At 32.9% G+C, this 26,660-nt stretch carries 18 protein-coding genes; 15 read left to right on the plus strand and 3 right to left on the minus strand.

Annotation, left to right across the window (positions count from 1 at the left end; translation table 11 throughout):
- The first annotated feature begins 99 nt into the window (after positions 1-99).
- On the plus strand, positions 100-1,677 hold the full coding sequence (locus OYT91_RS10660; RefSeq protein ID WP_281237943.1) for a L,D-transpeptidase family protein: 1,578 nt from the start codon (positions 100-102) through the stop codon (positions 1,675-1,677).
- Here OYT91_RS10660 and OYT91_RS10665 read toward each other — a convergent pair.
- On the minus strand, positions 1,666-2,388 hold the full coding sequence (locus tag OYT91_RS10665; protein WP_269221796.1) for a murein L,D-transpeptidase catalytic domain family protein: 723 nt from the start codon (positions 2,386-2,388) through the stop codon (positions 1,666-1,668). The genes OYT91_RS10660 and OYT91_RS10665 overlap by 12 nt on opposite strands.
- 186 nt (positions 2,389-2,574) lie before the next feature.
- Here OYT91_RS10665 and OYT91_RS10670 point away from each other — a divergent pair, with 186 nt between their 5' ends.
- From OYT91_RS10670 to gpmI, 3 genes are all read left to right on the plus strand, one after another.
- Positions 2,575-4,968: a DUF5916 domain-containing protein gene (locus OYT91_RS10670; protein ID WP_281237944.1), complete on the plus strand. Its 2,394-nt coding sequence runs from the start codon at positions 2,575-2,577 to the stop codon at positions 4,966-4,968.
- A gap of 127 nt (positions 4,969-5,095) precedes the next feature.
- Positions 5,096-7,513, plus strand: a complete 2,418-nt coding sequence (locus tag OYT91_RS10675) for a DUF5916 domain-containing protein (RefSeq protein WP_281237945.1) — start codon at positions 5,096-5,098, stop codon at positions 7,511-7,513.
- A 247-nt stretch (positions 7,514-7,760) separates the two neighbouring features.
- Entirely contained in the window at positions 7,761-9,278 is a 1,518-nt protein-coding gene (gpmI, locus tag OYT91_RS10680; protein WP_281237946.1) for a 2,3-bisphosphoglycerate-independent phosphoglycerate mutase, read from the plus strand.
- An 81-nt stretch (positions 9,279-9,359) separates the two neighbouring features.
- Here the strand turns inward: gpmI and OYT91_RS10685 are convergent, their stop codons facing one another.
- The gene (locus OYT91_RS10685) at positions 9,360-10,637 is read right to left on the minus strand and encodes an acetyl-CoA hydrolase/transferase family protein (RefSeq protein ID WP_281237947.1); all 1,278 of its coding nucleotides are present in this window, start codon (positions 10,635-10,637) and stop codon (positions 9,360-9,362) included.
- A 141-nt stretch (positions 10,638-10,778) separates the two neighbouring features.
- Between OYT91_RS10685 and OYT91_RS10690 the strand changes: the two genes are divergently transcribed.
- From OYT91_RS10690 to OYT91_RS10705, 4 genes are all read left to right on the plus strand, one after another.
- Complete coding sequence (locus OYT91_RS10690) at positions 10,779-11,453, plus strand: TetR/AcrR family transcriptional regulator (protein WP_281237948.1); 675 nt, start codon at positions 10,779-10,781, stop codon at positions 11,451-11,453.
- Between the two features lie 5 nt (positions 11,454-11,458).
- A complete protein-coding gene (locus OYT91_RS10695; RefSeq protein WP_269221791.1) occupies positions 11,459-13,117 on the plus strand; it encodes a peptidase domain-containing ABC transporter in 1,659 nt (552 codons plus the stop codon).
- A 4-nt stretch (positions 13,118-13,121) separates the two neighbouring features.
- Complete coding sequence (locus tag OYT91_RS10700; RefSeq protein ID WP_281237949.1) at positions 13,122-14,471, plus strand: HlyD family secretion protein; 1,350 nt, start codon at positions 13,122-13,124, stop codon at positions 14,469-14,471.
- Positions 14,472-14,731: 260 nt separating this feature from the next.
- Entirely contained in the window at positions 14,732-16,141 is a 1,410-nt protein-coding gene (locus tag OYT91_RS10705) for a TolC family protein (RefSeq protein ID WP_281237950.1), read from the plus strand.
- Positions 16,142-16,266: 125 nt separating this feature from the next.
- On the opposite strand, the gene OYT91_RS10710 is transcribed toward OYT91_RS10705, so the two are convergent.
- Complete coding sequence (locus OYT91_RS10710; protein WP_281237951.1) at positions 16,267-17,523, minus strand: DUF445 domain-containing protein; 1,257 nt, start codon at positions 17,521-17,523, stop codon at positions 16,267-16,269.
- Positions 17,524-17,893: 370 nt separating this feature from the next.
- Between OYT91_RS10710 and map the strand changes: the two genes are divergently transcribed.
- From map to pruA, 7 genes are all read left to right on the plus strand, one after another.
- The gene (map, locus tag OYT91_RS10715) at positions 17,894-18,712 is read left to right on the plus strand and encodes a type I methionyl aminopeptidase (protein WP_281237952.1); all 819 of its coding nucleotides are present in this window, start codon (positions 17,894-17,896) and stop codon (positions 18,710-18,712) included.
- 119 nt (positions 18,713-18,831) lie between these two features.
- Positions 18,832-19,206, plus strand: a complete 375-nt coding sequence (locus OYT91_RS10720; RefSeq protein WP_281237953.1) for a GxxExxY protein — start codon at positions 18,832-18,834, stop codon at positions 19,204-19,206.
- Between the two features lie 18 nt (positions 19,207-19,224).
- Positions 19,225-19,989, plus strand: coding sequence for a class I SAM-dependent methyltransferase (locus tag OYT91_RS10725; protein ID WP_269221784.1), 765 nt, complete (start codon positions 19,225-19,227; stop codon positions 19,987-19,989).
- Positions 19,990-20,106: 117 nt separating this feature from the next.
- A complete protein-coding gene (locus tag OYT91_RS10730) occupies positions 20,107-23,013 on the plus strand; it encodes a DEAD/DEAH box helicase (protein ID WP_281237954.1) in 2,907 nt (968 codons plus the stop codon).
- Between the two features lie 91 nt (positions 23,014-23,104).
- Positions 23,105-24,355, plus strand: a complete 1,251-nt coding sequence (locus OYT91_RS10735) for a type IX secretion system plug protein (RefSeq protein ID WP_281237955.1) — start codon at positions 23,105-23,107, stop codon at positions 24,353-24,355.
- 80 nt (positions 24,356-24,435) lie between these two features.
- Complete coding sequence (gene apaG, locus OYT91_RS10740) at positions 24,436-24,822, plus strand: Co2+/Mg2+ efflux facilitator ApaG/CorD (protein WP_269221782.1); 387 nt, start codon at positions 24,436-24,438, stop codon at positions 24,820-24,822.
- 96 nt (positions 24,823-24,918) lie between these two features.
- The gene (gene pruA, locus OYT91_RS10745; protein WP_281237956.1) at positions 24,919-26,547 is read left to right on the plus strand and encodes an L-glutamate gamma-semialdehyde dehydrogenase; all 1,629 of its coding nucleotides are present in this window, start codon (positions 24,919-24,921) and stop codon (positions 26,545-26,547) included.
- Positions 26,548-26,660 lie beyond the last annotated feature (113 nt).

Consider the following 26,660-nt stretch of genomic DNA (forward strand, 5'->3'; position numbering starts at 1 on the left):
TTTTATATGCTTTTGAAAAAATTAAACACCTTATATAGTTACGACTGTTTTACTTTAAAATTTGTAAGTCAACATTGATTAATTATAAAAACTGAATTAATGAATAAAATTTCCTTCCTTATTATATTTATGGCTTTTGTAAGCTGCAAAAAAGACTCTATCATAAATATTGACTCATTAACAGACTCAAAAAAAAATGATAAAGAAGGATCGATCCTTGCTATTGACACACTTTTATATGCTCCTTTTAAAAGCAAAATACTAAATGAATTCTATAATTCCAAAGACAACGAGACGGTTTGGCAATCTGAAAACAACAGAAAAATAATTATCAAAACCATCAAAAACTGTGAGACGGAAGGTTTAAATCCAGACGATTATAACATCACTAAGCTATCCGAACTGGAAAAAAAATTCTCTGATCTAGATGAATCAGAACAAATAAATTATGACTTATTACTAACTTATAATTTTCAAAAATATTTAACCCACTTACATAATGGCAAACTCAATCCTAGAAAAATTTACAACAACTGGGATTTACATATTAATGAATTGGACATTAAAACTATTTTAAACAATGCCATAGAAAAAGATTCTTTAATTCATGAAATTGAAAAATGCCAACCAAAAGCTTTAACATATCAAAAACTGATAAAAGCGTTAGAAATTATCAATAAATTTCCTGACGAACAAACTCCATTAATAGTTACAGAAGATAAAATTTATCATAACAAAAAAAACATAGCAGTAATCAACATCAAAAAAAAATTAAGGTATTGGAAAGATTTAAAAGCCAAAGACAGCATCACTTCAACTTATGATGATGATACTTTTGAGGCTGTAAAAAAATTTCAAACTAGACATGGTTTAATTTCAGATGGCATTATTGGAAAAAGCACTATAACTGCTCTTAATTTCACAAAAGAAGAAAGAAAAAACCAAATCATAGCCAATCTAGAACGCTGGAGATGGTTTTCTAAATCCTTTGCAGAAAACTACCTCTTGATTAATATCCCCAATTATAGTTTGAACGTAATAGAAAAGCAAAAAATCACTATGAATAAACGTATAGTTGTTGGAAAAATTAATCGAAAAACTCCAATCCTTACCTCTATTTTACAGACCGTCGTTTTCAACCCAACTTGGACCGTACCACCAACTATCCTGAAAGAAGATTTATTACCCGAAATGATTAAAAACAGAAACACCTTGAAAAACAAAGGCATTGGTATTTATGACTCAAAAAACAAGGAGATAGACCCTTTAGATTGGAATGAAAAAAGACCAAGAGGCTATCGCTATATTCAAAAACCAGGGTATTACAATTCGCTAGGAGTCGTTAAGATTAATTTTCCAAATAAACACAGCGTCTATTTACACGATACGAATCACCGTAATTTGTTTGAAAGAAACAATCGTTCCTTGAGTTCAGGATGTGTTCGAATAGAAAAACCATTGGAATTGGCTCAATTATTATTAGACAATCCAGTTCAGTATTCTAAAGAAAAAATAGATTCTATTGTTGCAACAAGAGAAACATTATTTATAGGAATAAAAAAACGCTATGCCATATACCAATGGTACTGGACAGCGTGGAGTGAAAATGACGAATTAATTTTTAGAGATGATATCTACAAACTTGATGCCGATTTATACAAACAATTACGAAACTAATTTCATTCTATTTGTTTTATTCAATGATGGATGATAAATAAATAAGCAAGCTCCACCTTTAATCATATCAATAACATCTGAAGCAACATCTACAGGAACTGCGGGACAACCTTGACTTCTTCCTAATCGGTTGTGTGCTCTTATGAAGGCTTCAGAAACATAATCAGCGCCATGTATTACAACAGCTCTTTTGCGTGCTTGATCATTTAACCCTTTCTCCAAACCATCAAGTTTTAGAGAAACTCCATGTTTTCCTTTATAAACTTCTCCTGTTGCATAAAACCCTAAGCTACTTTTGAAAGATTCTGGAGTATTTGAAAAATTATTGGCAAATTCATCACCTGTATTTCTCCCATGTGCCACTAGAGATTGAAACAACACTTCATTGTTTACTAAATCAATAATCCAAAGACGTTTTGCATTTGAGGACAAACTAAAATCTACTACTGCAAGAATGTCTTTTTTAACCAAACCTTTTTCTTTTAAAGCATAAAATCCTTTTAAGGCTTCTGCAAAACATTCTGATTTAGGTAATTCAAAACGATTCCCTTTTAGAGATTTATAAACCTCTATAATTTTGGTATCTAAACTTGAAGTCAAATTAGAAGCTACTTTTCTATTTGTAGCTGTTTTTAATGTATTAGTACCATTATCCTTAAATGAATATGAAAAAAACATATAAATTGAAGCAAATAAAACTTTGTAAACCATTGTATATCTATTCGTTAACCAACTTTTGGGGATTACAAATATACAAACAATTACTACTCATCAAAATAAATTTGCATTTAATCGGTAATATTTAACTTTTTATCGATATTTCTTTTTTAAAAAAAAATTCAAAAACACAATTTTTTAAAAATTTATATTACTTTTGTTACAAATCACTAGTTTTTTATGACCAAATTTCTAAATATTTTAGTTTTTTCTATATTCCTTAGTAACTCCTTGCTTTATGGTCAAAAAAAGACTCTTAATACGAAGTCTATTACATCCAAGATTTTTGTAGATGGAAAGTTATCTGAAGTAGAATGGAATACGGCCGAAACAGCTTCAAATTTTGTTATGTATCAACCAGATAACGGAAAACCAATTAGTGAAAATAAAAAAACAGAGGTGAAAATTCTTTATGACAACGACGCAGTATATATCGCTGCCATTATGCATGATGAAAACCCCAGTAAAATAAAAAAAGAAATTACAAACAGAGATAGTTTTGGTGTAACCGATTATTTTTCGGTATTCATCAATGGATTTAATGACGGCCAACAAGATTTTAGATTTTATGTTACTGCTGCTGGAGTACAAATAGACTGTATTACGACTGAAAGTTACAATGATTATTCTTGGGATGCTATTTGGGACAGCAAAACAACCATTACTGAACAAGGATGGGTTGTCGAAATGAAAATTCCATACGCTGCTATCCGTTTCCCAAATACAAAAAAACAAACTTGGGGTATCAATTTTCTAAGAAGCATCGAACGCGATGTTCAAATTTATTCTTGGAACCGAATTGACACTAAAATAGGAGCTGAACTTACACAAAATGGAATTTTAGAAGGTATAGAAAATATAAAAACCCCTACCCGATTATTTTTTATTCCTTACGCTTCTTTTTACAACCAAAAAGATGACAACCAATCAGACAGTACTTTTAAGGGAGGGTTAGACATCAAATACGGAATTAATGATGCCTTTACACTAGATGCAATATTAGTACCTGATTTTGGTCAAACTAAATTCGATAACATTGTCTTAAATCTTGAACCATTTGAACAACAATTGAACGAAAACAGACCATTCTTTACCGAAGGAACTGAATTATTTTCAAAAGGTAATCTCTTTTATTCCAGAAGAATCGGAGGGGAACCTACTGGATATCCAGATCTAGCTAAAAATGAAGTAGTCACTAAATACCCCGGAACTGTTGATTTACTGAATGCCATAAAAATATCAGGCCGAACCAAAAACGGATTGGGAGTTGGTTTTTTAAACGCCATAACCGAAAAAACCTTTGCTACAATAAGAGACACAGTTACTCAAAACATTCGAAAAGAAGTTATTGAACCATTAGCCAATTACAATGTAGTAGTTTTAGATCAACGATTCAATAAAAATTCATCTGTTACTTTTATAAATACCAATACTACTCGAAATGGAGATTTTAGAGATGCTAACGTTGCTGGTCTTTTATTTGATTTAAACACTAAAAAAAACAGTTATAACTTAAATGGTGATTTCAAATACAGCACTATAAACACTACTGAAGATTATAACGGGTTTAAAACTTCCTTAGGTTTCAAAAAAACAAGTGGAAAAATTCGATATGAATTCTCAGGAAAATACATTTCCGAAGACTATGATGTCAATGACTTAGGAATCATATTTTACACCAATTACCATGCAGCATACGCCAATGCGAGCTATAGAATCCTAAATCCTACCTCGATTTTCAATACTTTTAAAATTATTGAAGAAGCCAATCTGGAAATTCAAAATACAACTGGAAAAATTCAGGAAAATTTCTTAAAAACAACAATAGGAGCCAAATCAAAAAACAACACCTATTATGAATTTTCCGTTTTATACGCTCCAAAAGAAACTTTTGATTTTTATCAACCATTGGCTAGCGGAAGATATGTTTATATTCCAAAAAGATTGACTTCGTATTTTGGATTTGAATTAAACAGAAATCACCCTTTAACAGTAGACGCAACAGTTTCGACAGCGCAATATGATGAAGAAAACAGACAAACTTATGGTATTTATATCAATCCAAAATACAGATTCAACAATCAATTCTCACTAGAATATGCTTTTGATTATTTAACCAAAAGAAATGATAGAGGCAGAGTAGGAAGCGATTCTAATGGCATTGTATTTGCCGAAAGAAATCGAGAAACACTACAAAATACCCTTACCGGAAAATTTGCTTTAACCAATAGAATGGCACTTAATCTTGATGTCCGTTATTATTGGTCTTATGCTGAAAACCATGAGTTTTTCACGCTTCAAGAGAACGGTTATCTTACCCCAAATCCCTCTTATAACCTTAATAAAAATAGGAATTACAATTCCTGGAACTTGGATTTATCCTATTCTTGGTGGTTTGCTCCTGGAAGTCAAATGTATATTTTATACCGCAACTATGGTTTAGAAGACACTCGTCAAGTAGAAAAAGACCTCTCCTCCAATTTAAAAAATATTTTCAACAGTAATTTGACAAACATTATCTCTGTAAGTATTCGCTACTATATTGATTACAATGTGGTAAAAAATAAATTTTAATCTTTTTCTCATAAACTGTAACATTGCAACAATTCGATAGTCTATTGATTGAAACAATTTTTAATTCTCGTATTTCGAAACTGAAATAAGAGAATTAAAAACTTTGATTAAACAAACTATCGTTTTTATGAAAAATAAGTATTTCGTTTTTTTTCTTTTGTTTTTTGCTTTAGGATACGGACAAAAAAAATCATTACAAACAAGATTCATTTCCGAAAAAATCACTTTAGACGGAAAGTTAGATGAAGCCATTTGGCAATCTGTACCAATTGCTACAGACTTTGTTATGTTTCAACCCGACAATGGTAAAAAAGTGGAAGAAAACAAAAGAACAGAAGTTCGTGTACTCTATGACAACGAAGCCATTTACATTGGAGCTTTACTTTACGACAATGAACCCAATAAGATATTAAAGGAAATTAGCAAAAGAGACGATTTTGGAACCGCCGATTTTTTTGGTGTTTTTGTGAATGGCTATAATGATGGGCAACAAAATTTTCAGTTTTTTGTAAATGCCGCAGACGGACAAGCAGATTGTTTAGCAACCGATTCTAATGGTGAAGACTATTCATGGGATGCTGTTTGGGAGAGTAAAGCAATTCTAACTGATTTTGGTTGGATAGTCGAAATGAAAATCCCTTATGCTGCTTTACGTTTTTCTAGTGAGACCAAACAAACTTGGGGTGTCAACTTTTTTAGAGAAATAAGAAGAGATCGTGCCAAATATTCTTGGAATTTCATTGATTCAAAAATTGGAACATTCACCCAACAAAACGGAATTGTTGAAGGTATTGAAAATATTAAAACTCCTACTCGACTTTTCTTTTTACCCTATGCTTCTTTTTATACCTATGCCAATGCTGACCGAAAAACTTATGGAGAATTAAAAGGAGGTTTAGATATTAAATATGGTATAAATGATGCCTTCACACTTGACGCTATGCTGATCCCAGATTTTGGCCAAACAAAATACGATGATCGAATATTAAATTTAAGTCCATTCGAACAGCAATTCAACGAGAACAGAGCCTTTTTTACCGAAGGGACGGATCTATTTAGCAAAGGAAACCTATTTTATTCCAGAAGAATTGGAGGTCCGCCTTCCTTACATCCAAAGAAAGAAAAAAATGAAGAACTAATTGAGAATCCCACAAGTGTCGATCTCTATAACGCAACAAAAGTTTCAGGGAGAACAAAAGGAGGTTTGGGAATTGGCTTTCTCAACGCTATTACCCAAAAAACGTACGCTACTATCAAAAACAATGACACTCAAGAAATAAAGCGTGTTTTAGTAGAACCTTTAACCAATTACAATGTATTGGTTTTTGATCAACGTTTTCACAAAAACTCATCGATGACTTTAATAAACACTAATGTAACTAGAAATGGTTCTTTTAGAGACGGTAATGTTTCTGCTTTGGTTTGGGATTTAAACACTGCAAAAAACACCTATAATCTAAACGGAAATTTTGAATACAGTCTTGTAAACATTATAGAAAGCAAAAAAGACGGAATCAATACCACTTTGAATTTTGCAGAAACCAGTGGCAAATACCGCTATAATGTAGGAACAAATATAGTCACCAAAGAATATGACAGTAATGACTTAGGAATTAATTTTGAGACCAATTATTATGCTTTTTACGGAAACACCAGTTATCGTATTCTAAATCCAACAAAAACATTTAACACCTTCAATTCTCATATTAACGTTTACACTCAATTCCAGAAAGAAACAGGCAAAGTACAAGCCGATGAAATCAATCTAAATATCAATTCCTCTACAAAAAAGAACCATTATATTGGATTTGGAATGAATTATCGTCCAGTAGAAACTTATAACTATTATGAACCAAGATCGAATGGTCGATTCAACATTGATCCCACACGTTTGGGAGGTTGGCTTTCGATTTCAACAAATTACAATAACAAATTCGCATTTGACATAAACCCTTCCATTGCAATATTAAATGAATCCAAAAGAATGTCATATGGATTTTATTTAAGTCCAAGATACCGTTTCAATGACCATCTATCGTTAAACTATGAATTCAACTTTTTCCGTCAAAACAACAACAAAGGTTATGTTGATAGTAGTGATAATAATGATGCTCTGCCTGCCGAAACTATACTTTATGCTAATCGAAATGCAATCAATTACACCAATAGTCTAAACGGAAAATACTCTTTAAACAGCAAAATGAATTTTGATTTATCTGCCAGATACTATTGGTCGTATACTGAAAATAAAAACTTTCTAAAATTAGAAAACAATGGTAGACTGAGCGATTATAATGGTTATACAGAAAATAAAAACCAAAATCTGAATACTTGGAATCTTGATGTTTCATACAATTGGTGGTTTGCTCCAGGCAGTCAATTGACGCTTTTATACAGAAGCAATGCCGCAAAATATGATAATTTGATCAATAAAGATTTTGGAAACAACTATACTAGCCTACTCAACAATAAAGATTTAAGTCATGTATTATCCATTAGTGTAAAATATTTTATAGACTATAATCAAGTGAAGAATATATTATAAAATCAATTACTAAAGACAAATACGATTCTTTAAAGAGATATCCTTTTAAACGACAAAAATATCTTCAAAAAACCCTGTTATTCCTACATGGTTTTCGAAGATTTTTTTTTGCATTTAATAAAGAAAAAAAGACTTTTTTCAACACATTTTTAAGTATTTGTTGCACTTCTCTTTTTTATGTATAATAGTAGTTTTGACTTCTTTATATTTTTTGCGAAAGCCTTATCTTTACAAAAAATTTAATGCTATGAACAAAAAAGTAATTTTAATGATTTTAGACGGTTGGGGAAAATCTCCTGACCCGAAAGTTTCTGCAATTGATAATGCAAATGTTCCGTTTATAAATAGTCTCTATACAAAATACCCAAGCGCACAACTTAGGACTGATGGTTTACATGTTGGTCTTCCGGAAGGGCAAATGGGAAACAGCGAAGTAGGACATATGAACCTTGGAGCTGGAAGAATTGTTTACCAAGATTTGGCCAAAATCAATCTAGCTGTAGAACACAAAACATTAGTAAAAGAACAAGTTTTACTTGATGCTTTCGAATACGCCAAAAACAATAACAAAAAAATACATTTCTTAGGTTTACTTTCTGATGGTGGAGTACACTCACATACTTCACACTTGAGAGGTTTAATTGATGCTACACAAGATTATGGATTGGATAATGTGTTTGTACATGCTTTTACAGACGGTCGTGATGTAGATCCAAAATCGGGAAAAAAATATGTAAAAGATTTAGAAGAATATATTGCGAACACAACAGTAAAATTAGCTTCAATTACTGGCCGTTATTATGCAATGGACAGAGATAAGCGCTGGGAAAGAGTAAAACTTGCTTATGATGCGGTAGTTAATGGAACAGGAACTCATTCAACAGATGCCGTAGCCAGCATAAAAGAAAGTTACAAGAATGATGTCACTGACGAATTTATTCACCCAATTATTATGGTGGATGAAAAAGACCAACCTCTTGCAACTATTAAAGAAGATGACGTGGTTATTTTCTTTAACTTTAGAACAGACAGAGGACGTGAATTGACCGAAGCGCTTTCGCAAAAAGATTTCCACGAGCAAAACATGCACAAATTGAAATTGTACTATGTAACGCTAACCAATTATGATGAAACTTATGAAAATGTAAAAGTGGTCTACAACAAAGACAACATCACAGAAACATTGGGTGAAGTTTTAGAAAAAGCCAACAAAAAACAAATTCGTATTGCCGAAACAGAAAAATACCCTCACGTAACCTTTTTCTTTTCTGGAGGTCAAGAAACTCCATTTAAAGGCGAAACCAGAATCTTGAGAAATTCTCCAAAAGTAGCAACTTACGATTTACAACCAGAAATGAGCGCTTATGAATTGAAAGATGCTTTGGTTCCTGAATTAAACAAAGGAGAAGTTGATTTTGTTTGCTTGAATTTTGCAAATGGTGACATGGTAGGTCATACAGGAGTTATGAGTGCAGCCATAAAAGCTTGTGAAGCAGTAGATGCATGTGTGAAAGAAGTTGTTGAAGCGGCTCTTGCCAATGATTATACCACAATTATTATTGCAGACCATGGTAACTGTGAAACGATGATCAATCCTGACGGTACTCCAAATACAGCTCATACCACAAATCCAGTGCCAATTATTTTGGTAGATAAAGACTTAAAAACCATTCATGATGGAGTTTTAGGTGATATTGCTCCAACTGTTCTTGCTTTGATGGGAATCGAGCAACCAGCTGCAATGACTTGTCATTCTTTACTATAATAAATAAAAAGCGCCAATTGGCGCTTTTTTTATGTTTAAACATTTAAAAAAGTGGGCGTAAATTAGTTTATGCTCACTTTTTTATTCCATTTTGTTGAGCAATTCAAAATATTCTCTTTCAACACTTTCTTGATGATTGGGATGTGCAATTCGTACCATTTCTGAAGCACGTTGTCTTAACGTTTTTCCATATAAATCGGCAATACCGTTTTCTGTAATAACATAATGAATGTGACCTCTCGTAGTTACCACTCCAGCACCCTGTTTCAAGAAAGGAACTATACGACTTTGACCATTTTTTGTGGTTGACGGCAAAGCAATTATCGCTTTTCCACCATCACTTAAGGAAGCTCCACGTATAAAATCCATTTGCCCTCCTACACCAGAATACATTCTTGGCCCAATAGAATCTGCACAAACTTGGCCGGTTAAATCGACCTCAATAGCCGAATTGATGGCAATCATTTTGGGGTTTTTTCGGATTCGAGCAGTATCATTCACCGTAGAAGATTCTCGTAATTCGATAAAAGGATTATCATCTACAAAGTCATACAAACGTTTGGATCCCAGAACAAAAGTCGACAATACTTTCCCTCTTAATGAGCCTTTATAATTGCAATTGATCACATTACTTTCAATTAAATCGATTACACCATCCGAAAACATTTCGGTATGTAAGCCTAAATCTTTATGATTACCCAATTTGCTCAAAGCGGCATTTGGAATCGATCCAATACCCATTTGTAACGTACTTCGATCTTCAATCAAAGAGGCAATATAATTCCCTATTTTATCCTCTTCGGTTGTAAAAGGCTCTACTTCATGAGAATAAATAGGCACATCTACATTTACCAAATAATTTATTTCAGAAACATGAAGAATTCCATCTCCAAAAGTCCTTGGCATTTGAGGATTTACCTGTGCAATAACAATTTTTGCGTTTTCAATCGCAGCTACCGAAGCTTCAACAGAAACCCCAAGTGAACAATATCCATGACTATCTGGAGGAGATACATGAATAAAAGCAACATCCAATGGCAATACATTTTTTCGAAACAAACGAGGTAACTCACTCAAAAAAACGGGAGTATAGGAACCATTTCCTGCTTTTAAAGTATGACGAACATTTGAACCAATAAAAAAAGAATTCACATGAAAACTATCCGCTAATTCTGGATTAGCATAGCGTGCTTCACCTTCCGTATGCAGATGACAAATTTCAACATTTCGCAATTCTGAAGCCCTCTCGGCTAAGGCATTGGCAAGAATCGTTGGAGCTGCACCAGCGGCTTGCAGGTAAACTCTATCTCCCGATTTCACAACTTTTACGGCTTCTTCAGCAGTTACATATTTTTCCATAAAAATGTTATATTTATAACAAAAGTAAAACAATTGAAGAAAATAAAATATGACAACGCTCATATTTCAAAAAACCCAAATAAAAGTTAATATTTCATAATTAAAAGTATTACTATTATATTTGCAATAAATTATTTCAACATGGATCAAATTCTTTCAAACATCAAAATCCAAATCAACGACAAACTGTATGTAAAGGACCCTGAAACTTCTATATTAGGCAAGAAAATCATTCAAGAAAGTATTATTTTAATTGATTGTATAGGCTTTGATGATTTTACCTTTAAAAAATTAGGAGAAAAAATAGGCTCAAACGAAAGTTCTATCTATCGTTATTTCGAAAACAAACACAAATTATTAGTATATTTATCTTCATGGTATTGGAGCTGGATGGAGTATCGATTAGTATTTGCCATATCAAATCATTCTGATTCATGGGAGAAATTAAAAAAAGCAATATCGATAGTCACTGAAAAAGTAGAAGATGACCAAAAAACATTACACATTAACGAATCGATATTAAACAAAATCATAATTGCAGAGTTCACTAAAACTTTTCACACCAAAGAAGTAGATCAGGAAATCAAAGAAGGCTTTTATACCATTTATATCAGAGTCATCAATAGATTAACCACTTTTATAAATGAAGTAAAACCAGAATATTTATATGCAAAAAGTTTAGCTTCCAGCATTGTTGAAGGAGCTTTACATCAACACTATCTAAAAGATCACATGCAATCTATTACGGATTGCAATCAAAATACAAGCCCAACCCTTTTTTATTTCGATTTAATCGAAAAAATACTTAAAAAATAAAAAATATGACTTCATTAAAAAGACTGTTTAGACTTTTGGAATTAGACAAAAAAGACGTTTCGCAAATCTTTTTCTATGCTATTTTTGCTGGTATAGTGAGTTTATCCCTTCCTTTGGGCATTCAAGCGATTGTCAACTTTATTCAATCTGGTCGAGTAAGCGCATCTTGGATTGTTTTGGTTATTTTAGTTGTGATAGGAGTTGCCCTTGTCGGGATATTATCATTAATGCAGTTGCGTATTACCGAAAATTTGCAACAAAAAATGTTTGTGCGTTCGTCTTTCGAATTTGCTTCCAGATTGCCAAAAATAGAATTTAGAGAACTTTATGGCCAATATCCTCCCGAATTAGCCAACCGCTTTTTTGACACATTAACGATACAAAAAGGAACTTCAAAACTATTAGTAGATTTTTCGGCTGCTATATTACAAATCGTTTTTGGTGTAGTATTATTGTCTTTATACCATCCCTTCTTTATAGTATTCGGACTCTTATTATTGGTGCTTTTATTTATTATTTTTAAATTTTCATATAGTGAAGGAATTAAAACCAGCCTGAAAACCTCTAAAAACAAATACAAAACAGCAGGTTGGATTCAAGAAATTGCACGAAATAATTTCAGTTTTAGAAACGAACTGAACTATGATTTTGCTTTAGAAAAAAACAACGGAATTATAAAAGATTATTTATACTGTCGTGAAAATCATTTTAATGTCATCAAGAGACAGTTTAGTCATCTTATCATTTTTAAAATAATTATCACAGCCAGTTTATTGATTATAGGAGGTTATCTTGTATTGAGCCAGGAAATGAATATTGGACAATTTGTTGCGGCAGAAATCATTATTTTATTGGTAATAAATTCAGTTGAAAAAATAATTCTTGGTTTAGAAACCTTTTATGATGTATTGACAGCAGTAGAAAAAATTGGACAAGTCACCGATATGGAATTAGAAGAAGATATCACTGTTGAAAACAAAAGTTGCTATACCAATATCAGTCTTGAAACCGAAAATATGAATTTTCAATTTCCAGGAACTAACTTTGGAATATTAAATTCTATCAACTTAAAAATAGATACAGGAGAAAAAATTATAATCGATGGAGAAAATGGTTCTGGTAAAACAACCTTAATTAGAGTTCTGTCAGGCCTTTTGCACCCAACTTCTGGAAACTTTTATATAAATGATGACACTTTTAGAAAAATAGACATCAAACAATACCGTTCTAGAATTGGTAGTATTATACAAGGAGAAACCCCTTTTGAAGGAACAATTCTAGAAAACATAACTTTTAATGACAAAACCATCAAAACGGAAGATTTAAAATGGGCATTAGACGCTGTACAACTTACTGGGTTTATAAAAACATTACCTGAAGGACTCGACACTCAAATTTTCCCAGAAGGTAAAGAGCTCTCCTCATCCAATGCTCAAAAAATATTATTAGCAAGAAGTATAATTCACAAACCAAATATTTTATTTTATGAAGAACCAACTGATAAAATGGATGTGAAAGTTGCCAATGAAATCATTGACTTTATAACTTCTGAAAAAAACAAATGGACAGTAATCGTATCCTCACAAAATCCTCATTGGCTTACAAAATGTACTCGAGAAATTACCATGCAAAAAGGAACAATTCTATCAGACATTAAAAAATAAGAATATGTTAAATATATCCAACAAAAACACAATAAATAATAAGGCTCTAGAAAAGTATTCCACAGTGAAGAATTTGAGCAACAGACCTCATTATAAAATTTTGAACAGAATAATTCTTACCGTTTCAATTTTAGGAATTATTGCACTTTTCTTGCCTTGGACTCAAAACATTTCGGGATCTGGTGCGGTAACAACATTAAAACCAAATCAAAGACCCCAATCGATTCAATCTGTTATTTCGGGTCGAATAGAAAAATGGTATGTTCAAGAGGGGAATTATGTAAAAAAAGGCGATACCATTCTGTTTATTTCAGAAATAAAAGAAGATTATATGGATCCGAATTTGGTTAAAAACACAAAAAACCAAGTAGATGCAAAAAAACAGTCTTTGGAATCTTATGGTTCAAAAGTAGCAACACTTTCAAAACAAATGCAAGCCATAGAAAGAGAAAAAGGCTTAAAACTCAAACAAGCTGAGAACAAAATAAAACAAGCGCGTTTGAAAATAAAAAGCGACAGTATGGATCTTGAAGCGGTAAAAACACAATTAAAAATTGCCAATACCCAATTCAATCGTTCCCTACAATTAAACAAAGAAGGATTAAAAGCGTTGTCTGATGTGGAAGAAAAACGTTTAAAATTGCAGGAAGTCGAAGCTAAAATCATCACACAAGAGAATAAATTTTATACCAGTAAAAATGAATTCATCAATGCCGAAGTAGAAATCAACCGAATATCAGCAGAGTATTCTGAGAAAACATCCAAAGCACAAAGTGATCAATACACAGCGATGAGTAATCAATACGATACCGAAGCGCAAGTAAGCAAATTAGAGAATCAATACGCCAATTACAGCATTCGAAATGGCATGTATTATATCAAAGCACCACAAAGTGGTTACATTAATAGAACTTTGCAATCTGGAATTGGAGAAAACATTAAAGAAGGAACTCCAATTGCTACAATTATGCCCGCAAAATATGACATTGCTGTAGAATCTTTTGTAGACCCAATTGATTTGCCTTTAATTAGAAGAGGTGAAAAAGTAAGGGTTTGGTTTGATGGTTGGCCAACAATTGTATTTTCTGGATGGCCGGATATGTCTTATGGAACTTTTGGTGGTGAAGTCGTAGCTATAGAAAACTTTATCAGTGACAATGGAAAATTCAGAATCCTAATTGCTCCAGACAAAAACGAGGCTCCATGGCCTAAACAATTAAGCATAGGATCTGGCGCACAAACAATTGCATTACTAAACAATGTACCTGTTTGGTTTGAATTTTGGAGAACACTTAACGGTTTTCCTCCTAATTATTACAAAGGAAAAGAGAAACCTTCAAAAGAAAAAAAATAATGAAACAAGTATGTACTATTTCGCACAAAGAAATGGTTATTTACTAGTTCTATCTGACTATTAAAAATTAATAAAAACAGTTCTACACTAAATCGTATGGGTTTTAAAAATTAAAAATTTAATTTTTCTTTGCACCATTAAGCTATTAAGGTTCATTAAGTCCTAGAAAACTTAATTTTTCTTAATTTCTTAATGGTAAAAATTTTTCTTTATTCTTTTCTTACCCACACAATTCTTGGTAGAATCATAAAAACTAAGAGATGAAACACCTTCTTTTACTACTAACATTATTAGGAACAACTATTTATAGTCAGACCAGTACCGAATCTACATTACCTCCAAATCTCAAAGAAATGAGTTATAATGAGTATTTGGGTTTTGTAAAAAAATACCATCCATTGGTAAAAAATGCCAACTTAGAAATAAGCAAAGCGCAAGCTAACTTGATGATGGCGCGTGGAGGATTTGATCCAAAATTGGAATTGAATTATAATAAAAAACAGTTTCAAGGCACTGAATATTATTCGATACTAAACAGCAGTTTCAAAATCCCAACTTGGTACGGAATAGACATAAAAGCAGGATTTGATGAAAACGAAGGCTATTATCTTGACCCCCAAAACAAAACTCCTAGCAACGGATTGACTTCGCTCGGAATTAGTGTTCCTCTTGGACAAGGATTACTGATTAATCAAAGGATGGCCGATTTGCAAAAAGCTAAAATTCAAGTCAAATTAAGCCAAGCAGAGCAAAAACTAGGAGCCATTGCCGTTTTGTACGATGCTTCGGTAGCGTATTTCAATTGGAAGAAAAATTACGAAGAATATTTGCTTTATGATAATTACAGCACCAATGCCCAAAAACGCTATGAAGGAATTGAATCTTTAATCAAACAAGGAGACAAACCAGCTATTGACAGTGTTGAAGCAGGAATTGTTGTAAAAAACAGACTGTTGGCGCTCGAAGATTCAAAATTAAAATTAACAAAAGCAAAACTAGAATTGTCAAACTTTCTATGGTTAGAAAACAACATCCCACTAGAATTGGCAGATATTATTATTCCTGAAAAAAAGCTGGACCAAACTATTCAGGAAACACTTAATATAAGTGATTTGGTCAATCAGGAATTTTCGTTGATAAACCATCCGAAAATCGAAGCACTTCAGAGCAAAATTGATTTATTGACTGTAGAGAAAAAAATGAAAGCCAACATGCTTTTACCTAAAATTGATGTAGGATATTCCTATTTGGCACAGCCTAATCCGACCAAACCCAACAGTACTGATAATTACAAAGTAGGTGTCGATTTTTATTTTCCTTTGTTTCTTCGAAAAGAAAGAGGCGGTTTGAAACTAGCACAATACAAAATACAAGAAACTGAATTTACGAGAGATTTAGAAAAAGTACAATTAACAAACAAAATAAGTGCACAAAAAACAGAAATTCAGTCACTGACAAAACAGCAAAAATTAATTAGCAAACTGGTAACTGATTATGAAACTATGTTAACATCCGAAGAGCGATTATTTACACTAGGAGAAAGTTCTCTCTTCCTTATTAACTCGAGAGAAAATAGTTTAGTGAGCGCTCAACTTTCGCAAATTGCATTAGAAAATAGATTTTATACGTCTAATTCAGAACTTTATAAAATCATGGCCAATCCGAATTGATTTACTTAAAAATTCAATTTCGCCATTATTAAATCCTGCAAGGTTTTTTTAACCTTGTAGGTTTACAAATCAAATACAATACCTACAAGGTTAAAAAAAAACCTTGCAGGAAAATCAATTCGGAATCACAATACAAAATTATGCAACACCAATTCAACAGCATAAATCAAAAGCCCCACCAAACCGCCTACAAGTGTTCCGTTGATTCGAATGTATTGCAAATCGCCACCAATTTCTAGCTCTAATTTTTTGGAAACCTCATCGGTATCCCAACTTTTAACAGTAGATGAAATCAAGTCGCCAATCGTTTTTTTGTTATTAATGAGCACAGAAAGCACGTCATTCTTGACAAAATTATTAATCTTGTCCATCATCAATTGATCGGCTTGTATTCCTTTTCCAAAACTCTGAATCATATTGGCAATACTATTTTTGATTGTTGATTCCTCGTTTTGTTTTAAATCATTAGTAATTGCCATTTTAATTTCCAACCAAATTCCGCTAATATAATCCTGCACTTCCTTTTTATTAGCAAAGCCAAGAACCAAATCATTAACCTTTTGTTGCATTTCGGGTGATTCTTTCAACTCGATTATGAAATCCACCACATAGTTGTTTACTTTTTTTCGAATAATACTGTCTTGATGACTAGCCTGATCCAGAAAATTATAGAGTCCATTAAAAATTCCTTCTGTTATCTTTTTATCGGCTAAGCCAAAAGAAAGAAATGGGGTAGAACTTTTTACTTTTTCTTCAATCACATGTTTATTGTTTTGCAATTCAACAATTAGTGTTTTCAAAACATTGGTCACCAATTCTTCTTGTTTATCGCTTTTGGCTAATGATTCTAAACCAAGAGCAATCCATTCTGCGAAATTTACTTTACTTAATTTACCACTAAACTGCGTCTGTATAAAATGCTGAACTTCTTCATCATCTATCGTTTTTAAAAGGCCCGGAATCACGTTTTCTGCAATTAAAATGGCTACAGTGTTGGCATTTTTTTCATCAATTAACCAATTGGAAGCTTTTGTAGCTACATTAAACTGATCGATTTTCAGTTCCAATTTTTCTTTTATCAAAAACTCATCTGAAACAAAATTTCCCAGATTCTTCCCTATTTTATCTTTATTACTCGGAATCAAAGCGGTATGCGGTATCGGAATTCCAAGCGGATGCCTGAACAAAGCTACGACAGCAAACCAATCGGCAATTCCACCCACCATTGCGGCTTCGCTAAACGCTTTTAACCAATTTATCTTATAAACATTGGCAAACACAAAAAGAACAACAGCAAATCCCAAAAGAATACCTGCATTTCTCTTCATTTTAGCCAAATCCTGTTCTTTTTTACTGTCTTCTTCTTCTATGGATGCATTCATAATATAACGAATTGATTTCTTAGCTAATTTAAGCAACTAAACTTTGAAAATTAACCGCAAGGTACACAAAGAATACCGCAATCCCCATAGCTCAGTATCATTAAGGTTAAGGGATTTCTAGCTAGGTTTTCTCTAAATCTAACCCTCGCAAAGACGTAAAGAAAAAGGGCCCACACTTTGCGTCTTTGCGTCTTCGCGAGAATAATAAGAGCTTAACTTAATCACATTGCCCATAGCCATCAGAACGCTAAGCTTTGCAGACATTACGCCTCCTTTGCGAGCATTGCGGTTAAACTTAAAAATTAAAACAAACCCAATACAAAAAAAATAATTTTAAAAGTGTATTTTTGCAGACTGAAAATTCGAAAATATGATTATTCAAAAAACCCGTGAGGAAATAGAATTAATGCGCGAAAGTGCACTAATCGTATCAAAAACATTAGGAATGATTGCTTCTGAAATAAAAGAAGGAGTTACTACATTATATCTAGACCAAAGAGCCGAAGAATTTATTCGTGATCACGGCGCAGTCCCAAGTTTTCTTGGTCTTTATGGTTTTCCAAATTCATTGTGTATGAGTCCTAATTCACAAGTTGTACACGGAATCCCGAACAACAAACCGTTGGAAAGCGGCGATGTAATTTCGGTTGATTGCGGTGCTTACAAAAATGGCTACCACGGAGACCACGCCTACTCTTTTGAAATTGGAGAAGTGGCTGAAGAAACTAAAAAATTATTACGCATAACCAAAGAATCACTATACGTAGGAATCCGCGAATTGCGTGTGGGTAACCGTGTGGAGGATGTTGGTAATGCAATCCAAAAATATACTGAATCTCATGGTTATGGTGTTGTTCGAGAATTGGTGGGTCATGGTGTAGGGCAAAAAATGCATGAAGATCCCGAAATGCCAAACTACGGTAAAAAAGGCCGTGGAAAACTTTTGATTGAAGGAATGGTTGTTGCTATTGAGCCGATGATCAATTTGGGAACCAAAAACATCAAACAACACAAAGACGGTTGGACAATCACCACCGCCGACGGAAAACCATCTGCACATTTTGAACACGATGTAGCCATTATTGACGGGAAACCTGAGATTTTATCGACGTTTGCCTATATCTACAAAGAATTGGGAATCTTGAGCAATGAAGAAGATGAGTTTAGAAAAGTACCTTTGGTTATTTAAAACACAGATTTCACAAATTTGCACAGATTAAAATAATATTGAAATAAAATCTTCTAACGCTTAAATAAATTATTGCAATTAATAAAAACTAAGCCAAATATCTTTTCTACGAATTAAAAATGGAAGAATTTTATCTAAAGGAAGAAACATATAAAATAATTGGAATCTGCATGGAAGTCCATAAAATTCTAGGCAAAGGTCATAGTGAAATAATTTATGGCGATGCACTAGAATATGAGTTTAGGAAAAATAGCATTCCTTTCGAAAGAGAAAAAAAATATAATATTACATACAAAGACATAATTCTGCCTCATCATTATTTTTCAGATTTTGTGATTTTTGAAGAAATAATTTTAGAAATAAAAGCAATTCAAGAACTCTCAAGTAGTGAAATAAAACAAACGCTTAATTACCTTGCAGCATCAAAAAACAAAATTGGTTTACTAATAAATTTTGGAGAAGATAGCTTGAAATACAAACGAATCATACTATAAATTAATCTGTGAAAATCTGTGAAATCTGTGTTTAAACTTATACTCAATACAATCCCACGTCCCATTCTTATTCGACTAAGTTATGTTGCACGTCCTTTTATCGCTTTTTCATTAAAAGGAGATAAATATACAGACCCAATTGACGGGAAAAGTTTCAAATCGTTCTTGCCTTACGGCTACGAAACACAACGCAACAATGTGCTTTCACCAAGTACACTTTCGTTGGAGAGACATCGCTTGCTTTGGTTGTACTTAAACGAACAAACTGATTTTTTTACGGCTCCAAAGAAAGTATTGCATTTTGCGCCAGAACAGGCTTTTTATAAATTGTTCCGCAAACAAAAAAATTTGGATTACACTACAACTGACTTATTTTCGCCTTTGGCAGATGTAAAAGCAGATATCTGTAATTTGCCTTTTGAAGACAATCAATACGATGTTATTCTTTGCAATCACGTATTGGAACACATTCCGGATGATACCAAAGCGATGCAGGAATTGTACCGTGTTTTAAAACCTGGCGGAATGGCTATTTTGCAAATTCCACAAGATTTGAATAGAGACGTAACCTTTGCAGACGACACAATTACAGATCAAAAAGAACGTGCAAAAATCTTTGGGCAATACGACCACGTGCGTATTTATGGCCGAGATTATTTTGATAAACTAAGAAGCATCGGTTTTACAGTTGTCGAAGAAGATTACACCAATAAAATAGCTCCCGAATTGGTAGAAAAATATTGTTTAGCAAAAGGAGAAATCATTCCAGTTTGTTTTAAATAAACACGATTATTGATAGTTAAAAAATTCAACACAGATTTCACAGATTTACACAGATATATCATTAGGTTAGATAATAATCTGTGTAAATCTGTGAAATCTGTGTTTAAATAATCACATTTGGAAACCGAAAATTCATTTCAGTTCTGCTTTGATATTAGTTTTGAGAAAAGGCTAAACAGCCATATTCCAACTACTTATATTATAGGACATACAGAAGCTATAACTTATTTAGACAAGAAAGCGAGTCCCGAGGTACTCCAAAGTTTTGGTGTGATTGTTGAAAATTTAGATACAAACACAAAAAAAGTTTTATCCCTTTGCGAAGCACTCAAACCCGAAGTTATTTTTAAGAAATTCGGCAAAAATAGCAAATCAGCCAAAAATATTGAAGATTTGTTCAAAGACAGCAAACTGGAATTTGGAATTCGGCAATTCATAAAAACAAATTTAGACCAGTTCTATACTTTAGTTTGTCAAAATGATTTTCCGCTCTCAATGAATTTGGGAAAAGAAAAAGATTTTCGCATTAGCAGAATCGACACTACAAATCCAAAATTGGAAACCAGTCTTCAATTTGACAAACACGAAAACGGAATTTCGTATACGTTACTTTTAAAAGACGAAGCCACGACATTCTACCCATCAAACACGGAAATCACACTACTTTTGGACGAACCCGGTTGGTTGGTTGCCTACCATAAATTGCATCTTTTAAAAAACATTAACACCAAAAAAATCATTCCTTTTTTAACAAAAAAAACCGTCGAGATTCCGTCAAAATTGGTTCCTGAATACTTTGAAAAATTTATTAAGGATGTCGCAAAAAAAGCAGATATAAAAGCCACTGGATTTGCAGTCGAAGTCAAGGACAAAATCAAATCTTGTTCGCTCGAGTTGGCGCACGATTTTTTTAAAAACACTTATTCTCTGAACCTTATATTCGACTATAACGGTTTTAGTTTTGACAATAGCAAAACCAAGAAAATCCACTCCGAAATTGACACCCGCAATCTGGATGAAATCAAATTGATTCAATATAAAAGAACAACCGAAGAAGCTACATTTGAAAACAAATTGACAGAACTGGGTTTATACAAAACAGAGAATGGTATGTTTGGGCTTTCGCCAAAAGAAGAAAAACAGGATACATACGCAACTATTCAATGGGTTATAGAAAATCAGGAAAACCTAAAATCTTTAGGATTCGCGACGGAAAATCTAAAAATAGATAATAAGAAAATAGAAACCCACAAAGTCACTATTCAATTTTCGAATGACATAAAAAGCGATTGGTTTGACATCAAAATGATTGTGGTTTGCGAGGCATTTGAATTTAGCTTCACCGAAATTGTTCCGAATATAAAAAACCGAAACCGACTTTTTCTTTTACCTAACGGCAACTATTTTTTGATTCCAATCGAATGGATGACACTTTACGGACCAATGGCAAAATTGGCAAAAGTCCAAAACGGAAATATTATTTTACTTAAAAGCAATTTTGCTGTTTTGGATGGTATTTCAGAACTTAAAAATTCAATACATTTAAAAGGAGAGGTCGAATATCAACCTTCCTCATTAGTAAAAGCAACATTGAGACCCTACCAAATTGAAGGAGTCAAATGGCTCTTGGAACACTACAACAATGGCTTAGGCGCTTGTTTGGCTGATGATATGGGATTGGGAAAAACATTGCAAACATTAACTACATTGGTTGCTGTCCAAGAGCAATTGGAATTTAAAAAAGCAGAAGACGTTCAACTCGATTTGTTTGGAAACGAAATTCCTGTACCAAAAGAATATTTAAAAGCATTAATTGTACTGCCTTCGTCCTTAGTTTTCAATTGGTACAACGAAGCTCGAAAATTCACACCGCATTTTCGAAGAGTACAATACATTGGCAACGACCGAAAACTGCTTTCTAAAAAACTGGAAAAATACGACTTGATTTTTACGAGTTACGCGGTCGTTTCCAGAGATATTTCGATTTTGCAAAAATACAATTTCAGGTATTTGATTTTGGACGAAAGCCAATACATCAAAAACAAGAATTCTAAAATTTTCAAGTCGATTAGTCAAATAAAAGCCAGTCATAAAATATCGTTGAGCGGAACTCCAATAGAAAATTCACTTGATGATTTATGGTCGCAAATGCAATTTATCAATCCAAATATCTTGGGGAGTTATGCATTTTTTGCCGAAAATTATAAATTGCCAATCGAGAAAAAACAAGACGAAAACAGTTTATTGGAATTAAAAAATCTCATAAGTCCTTTTATATTAAGACGCACCAAAGAACAAGTTTTAAAAGACTTACCGGAATTGTCCGAACAGATTTTCTATTGTGACATGGAGCCCGAACAGGAGAAATTGTATGAAGAGGAAAAATCGAAAGCACGAAACTCGTTATTAAAAACGGATGGTTCTGGAGTAGATAAAATCAACATCATCAATACCTTGATGCGTTTGAGACAGTTGAGTAATCACCCAAAAATGATTGATTCCAAATCCGAAATGGATTCGGGAAAATACATTGCGGCAACTCGTTATCTCGAGACTTTGGTCCAATCCAACCAAAAAACGATTGTTTTCAGTTCGTTTGTGTCCAATTTAAATTTTTATAAAACGTGGTGCAAAGAAAACAAAATTGATTTTTGCGAACTCACTGGAGAAACTCCTTTAAAAGAACGAGAGTTTCAGGTCAATCGCTTTCAAGAACAAGAAAAACCATTGTTATTTTTCATCTCTTTGAAAGCAGGTGGCGTTGGACTCAACATTACCAAAGCTTCTTATGTTGTTTTTTTGGATCCTTGGTGGAATCCTTTTTCGGAAAAACAAGGAATTGGTCGTGCGCATCGAATTGGCCAGATGAATAAGGTAAATGTGATTCGGTTTATTACCAAAAATACCGTTGAAGAAAAAATCATTCGTTTGCAGGAAAGCAAAAAACTATTAGCTGATTCACTTTTGGATGAAAATTACATGAGTGCAGAAATTGAGGAGAATTTAGATTTTATTTTAGAGTAAAAAATAGAATCTGCCATTTCGCTATTATCAAATATATCATTATAATTCCCGTTAATTTGTATATTTACCATTCTTGAACAAATCGCTATCAATGAAAATAATTGCTGTTTTACTGTTTTCTTTATTTTACATCAATTCTTCAGCACAAGTAGAGACTGAAATAGCACCTCCATTCAATATCAAAACAGCTTCTTTTGTCCAAAACAGTCAAAACGTGGTTCCCATATTTAAACTTGGAGACTCTTTTCAATTTCAATTTGATGATTTGTTTGGCAATGAAGCCGACTATTATTACGAAATCACCCATTGCGATTACAATTGGGTTCCAACAGACATTCCAAAAAGCGAATATTTATCAGGTTTCGATAGCCAAAAAATTCAAGAATACATTAATTCTTTCAACACTTTACAAATTTTCACTCATTATAATTTAACCTTACCCAACAACTTTAGCAAGATAGTATTAAGTGGCAATTATGTCTTGACTATATTAAACTCAGACAAAGAAGTAATTTTAAAAAGATATTTTATTTTGTATGAGGATTTGGTATCTGTTCCTGTAAAAATAAAACGCCCTCGAACAGTCAAGAACATTTATTCAAAACACAACTTAGAATTTGAAATCAAACCTGGAGATCAACTATTTTTTCAAAATCCGATGCAAAACCTAAAAGTTCTTTTGCTACAAAACGGGAAATTCAACACTGCGATAAAAAACATTGTGCCACAATATACCTTGAGCAGTAACTTCGTTTACAAATATGATCAAGAAACACAATTTTGGGCGGGTAATGAATTTTTAAATTTTGATTCGAAAGACATTAAAAATGCAAACAACTATGTGAGTTTCATCAACTCAGAGAATGATATTTACAACACCCATTTGTTTACCAATAATGACAAATCGAGTTTTCCATATACAAATTTTTCAGATCTTAACGGAAATTTCTCCGTTAGAAAATATGACGCAGAAAACCAACAAATAGAATCTGATTATTCATGGGTCTATTTTAGTTTATCGGCACCATTGGCAAACCCGAAATCTTCCATTTATGTGGTTGGTATGTTTAACAATTACAGTATGTCACCAGAATATAAAATGGACTTCAATACTGAAAAAGGACTTTACGAAAAAGCCATTTTAATCAAACAAGGATTCACTAACTTTCAATATCTGACCGCAAACAACAAAGGATATATTGATCAGGAAAATGCTATAGATGGGAATTTTTACCAAACCGAAAACGATTATACTGTTCTAGTATATTACAAAGGAAGCACAGATCGCTATGAAAGAGTGATAGGAAAAGGAACTGCTAATTCAATTAATATTACGAATTAGAAAACTTTATTTATTTTTAAAAGGATTATTTATTTTTTTTGTAAATTTGTCGACATACAGCACTTAATTAGCTCTTTAACATGGTTTCACAAATAACAAGAGGCATAAAAATTTCAGTTTTGACTAGTTTTGAAGGTACCTACTTCAAAAACTACAAAATTCACTTTGCCTTTAGTTATGAGATTACAATTGAAAACCATAGTAAAGATTCCGTACAATTAACATCACGTCATTGGGAAATTTACGATTCTTTAAACGATTTAGAATTTGTAGACGGAGAAGGTGTTATTGGGAAAAAACCAGTTTTAAAACCTGGAGAACAACACACTTACAGTTCAGGTTGTTTATTATCATCTCCTTATGGAGCTATGAAAGGCTATTTCAATATGATTAATTTTACTTCTACAAAATCATTCAGAGTTATTGTACCAACTTTTAGAATGTGTGCCCCTTTTGCTCTAAATTAATTTGACTTTTATTATGATATTTTTATCATGATTTAAATCTTTCCTTCGTACTTTTGCATCAAATTATCTAATTGTTTACTATTTAATTATAAAGATATGTTAAAAGGATTTTTCAATGTACCCAATGCGGTAAATGAGCCAGTAAAAAGTTACGCTCCCAATTCTCCAGAAAAAGCTTCAGTTCTAGCAGCTTACAAAGCCATGTGGAATACTAAAATCGATGTTCCATTGTATATTGGAAGCGAAGAAATTAGAACTGGGAATACCAAAAACATGACTGCTCCACACGATCATCAGCATATTGTGGGAACCTATCATTTAGCCGAAAAATCTCATGTTGAAAGCGCCATTGCCAACGCATTAGAATCAAGAACAGCATGGGCCAATATGGCTTGGGAACAAAGAGCCGCTATTTTCTTGAAAGCAGCTGAATTAATTGCAGGTCCATACAGAGCCAAAATAAATGCAGCAACAATGATTGCGCAATCCAAAAATATATTTCAAGCAGAAATCGATGCTTCTTGCGAATTAATTGATTTTTTACGTTTCAACGTTGAATTCATGTCACAAATCTATGCGGATCAGCCAAAATCAACTTCAGATATGTGGAATCGTTTAGAATACAGACCACTTGAAGGTTTTGTCTATGCAATTACACCATTCAACTTTACCGCTATAGCTGCCAATTTACCTGCAAGTGCAGCAATGATGGGGAATGTTGTAATTTGGAAACCAAGTGACAGCCAAGTATTCTCAGCAAAAATCATTATAGATGTTTTCAAAGAAGCAGGAGTTCCTGATGGTGTTATCAACGTTGTTTTTGGAGATGCTTTGATGATTACAGATACTGTTTTGGCTAGCCCTGATTTTGCTGGAATTCACTTTACAGGATCTACTCATGTATTTAAAGATATTTGGGCAAAAATTGGAACCAACATTCACCATTACAAAACTTATCCAAGAATTGTGGGAGAAACAGGTGGTAAAGATTTCATCATCGCTCATCCAAGTGCTAATGTTAAACAAGTGGCTACTGGAATTGTTCGTGGAGCCTTTGAATTTCAAGGACAAAAATGTTCAGCTGCTTCAAGAGCTTATGTACCGCAAAGCTTATGGCCAGCATTAAAAGAGCAATTAATCATTGATACTAAATCAATGAAAATGGGTTCTCCAGAAGATTTTGGAAACTTTATAACGGCTGTAATTCACGAAGGATCATTTGATAAATTGGCTAGTTTTATTGACCAAGCCAAAAAAGATGCTGATGCTGAAATTATCGTTGGTGGTAATTATGATAAATCGGTTGGATATTTTATTGAACCAACCATTATTGTAACATCAAATCCAAATTACAGCACGATGGCAACTGAATTGTTTGGACCTGTTATGACAATTTATGTATATGAGGACGCTAAATGGTCTGAAACATTGAAATTGGTAGATTCTACTTCTGAGTATGCTTTAACTGGAGCTGTTTTCAGTCAAGACCGTTATGCAATCGAAGAAGCAACTACAGCTTTACAAAACGCAGCAGGTAATTTTTACATCAATGACAAACCAACTGGAGCTATTGTAGGAATGCAACCTTTTGGTGGAGCAAGAGCTTCTGGAACCAATGACAAAGCAGGTTCTGCTTTGAACTTATTGCGTTGGGCTTCTCCAAGAACTATTAAAGAAACTTTTGTAACTCCAACAGATTATAGATATCCATTTTTGGGAGAATAAAAGCCCCCTAACCCCCGAAGGGGGAATTAGAAAGAAATAAAAACTCAAAACCCACAAAAATTCAATTTATTTTGAAATTTTGTGGGGTTTGCTTTTTATATTTAATTTAATCT

The sequence above is a fragment of the Flavobacterium praedii genome, from assembly GCF_026810365.1.
Taxonomy (GTDB): Bacteria; Bacteroidota; Bacteroidia; order Flavobacteriales; family Flavobacteriaceae; genus Flavobacterium; species Flavobacterium praedii.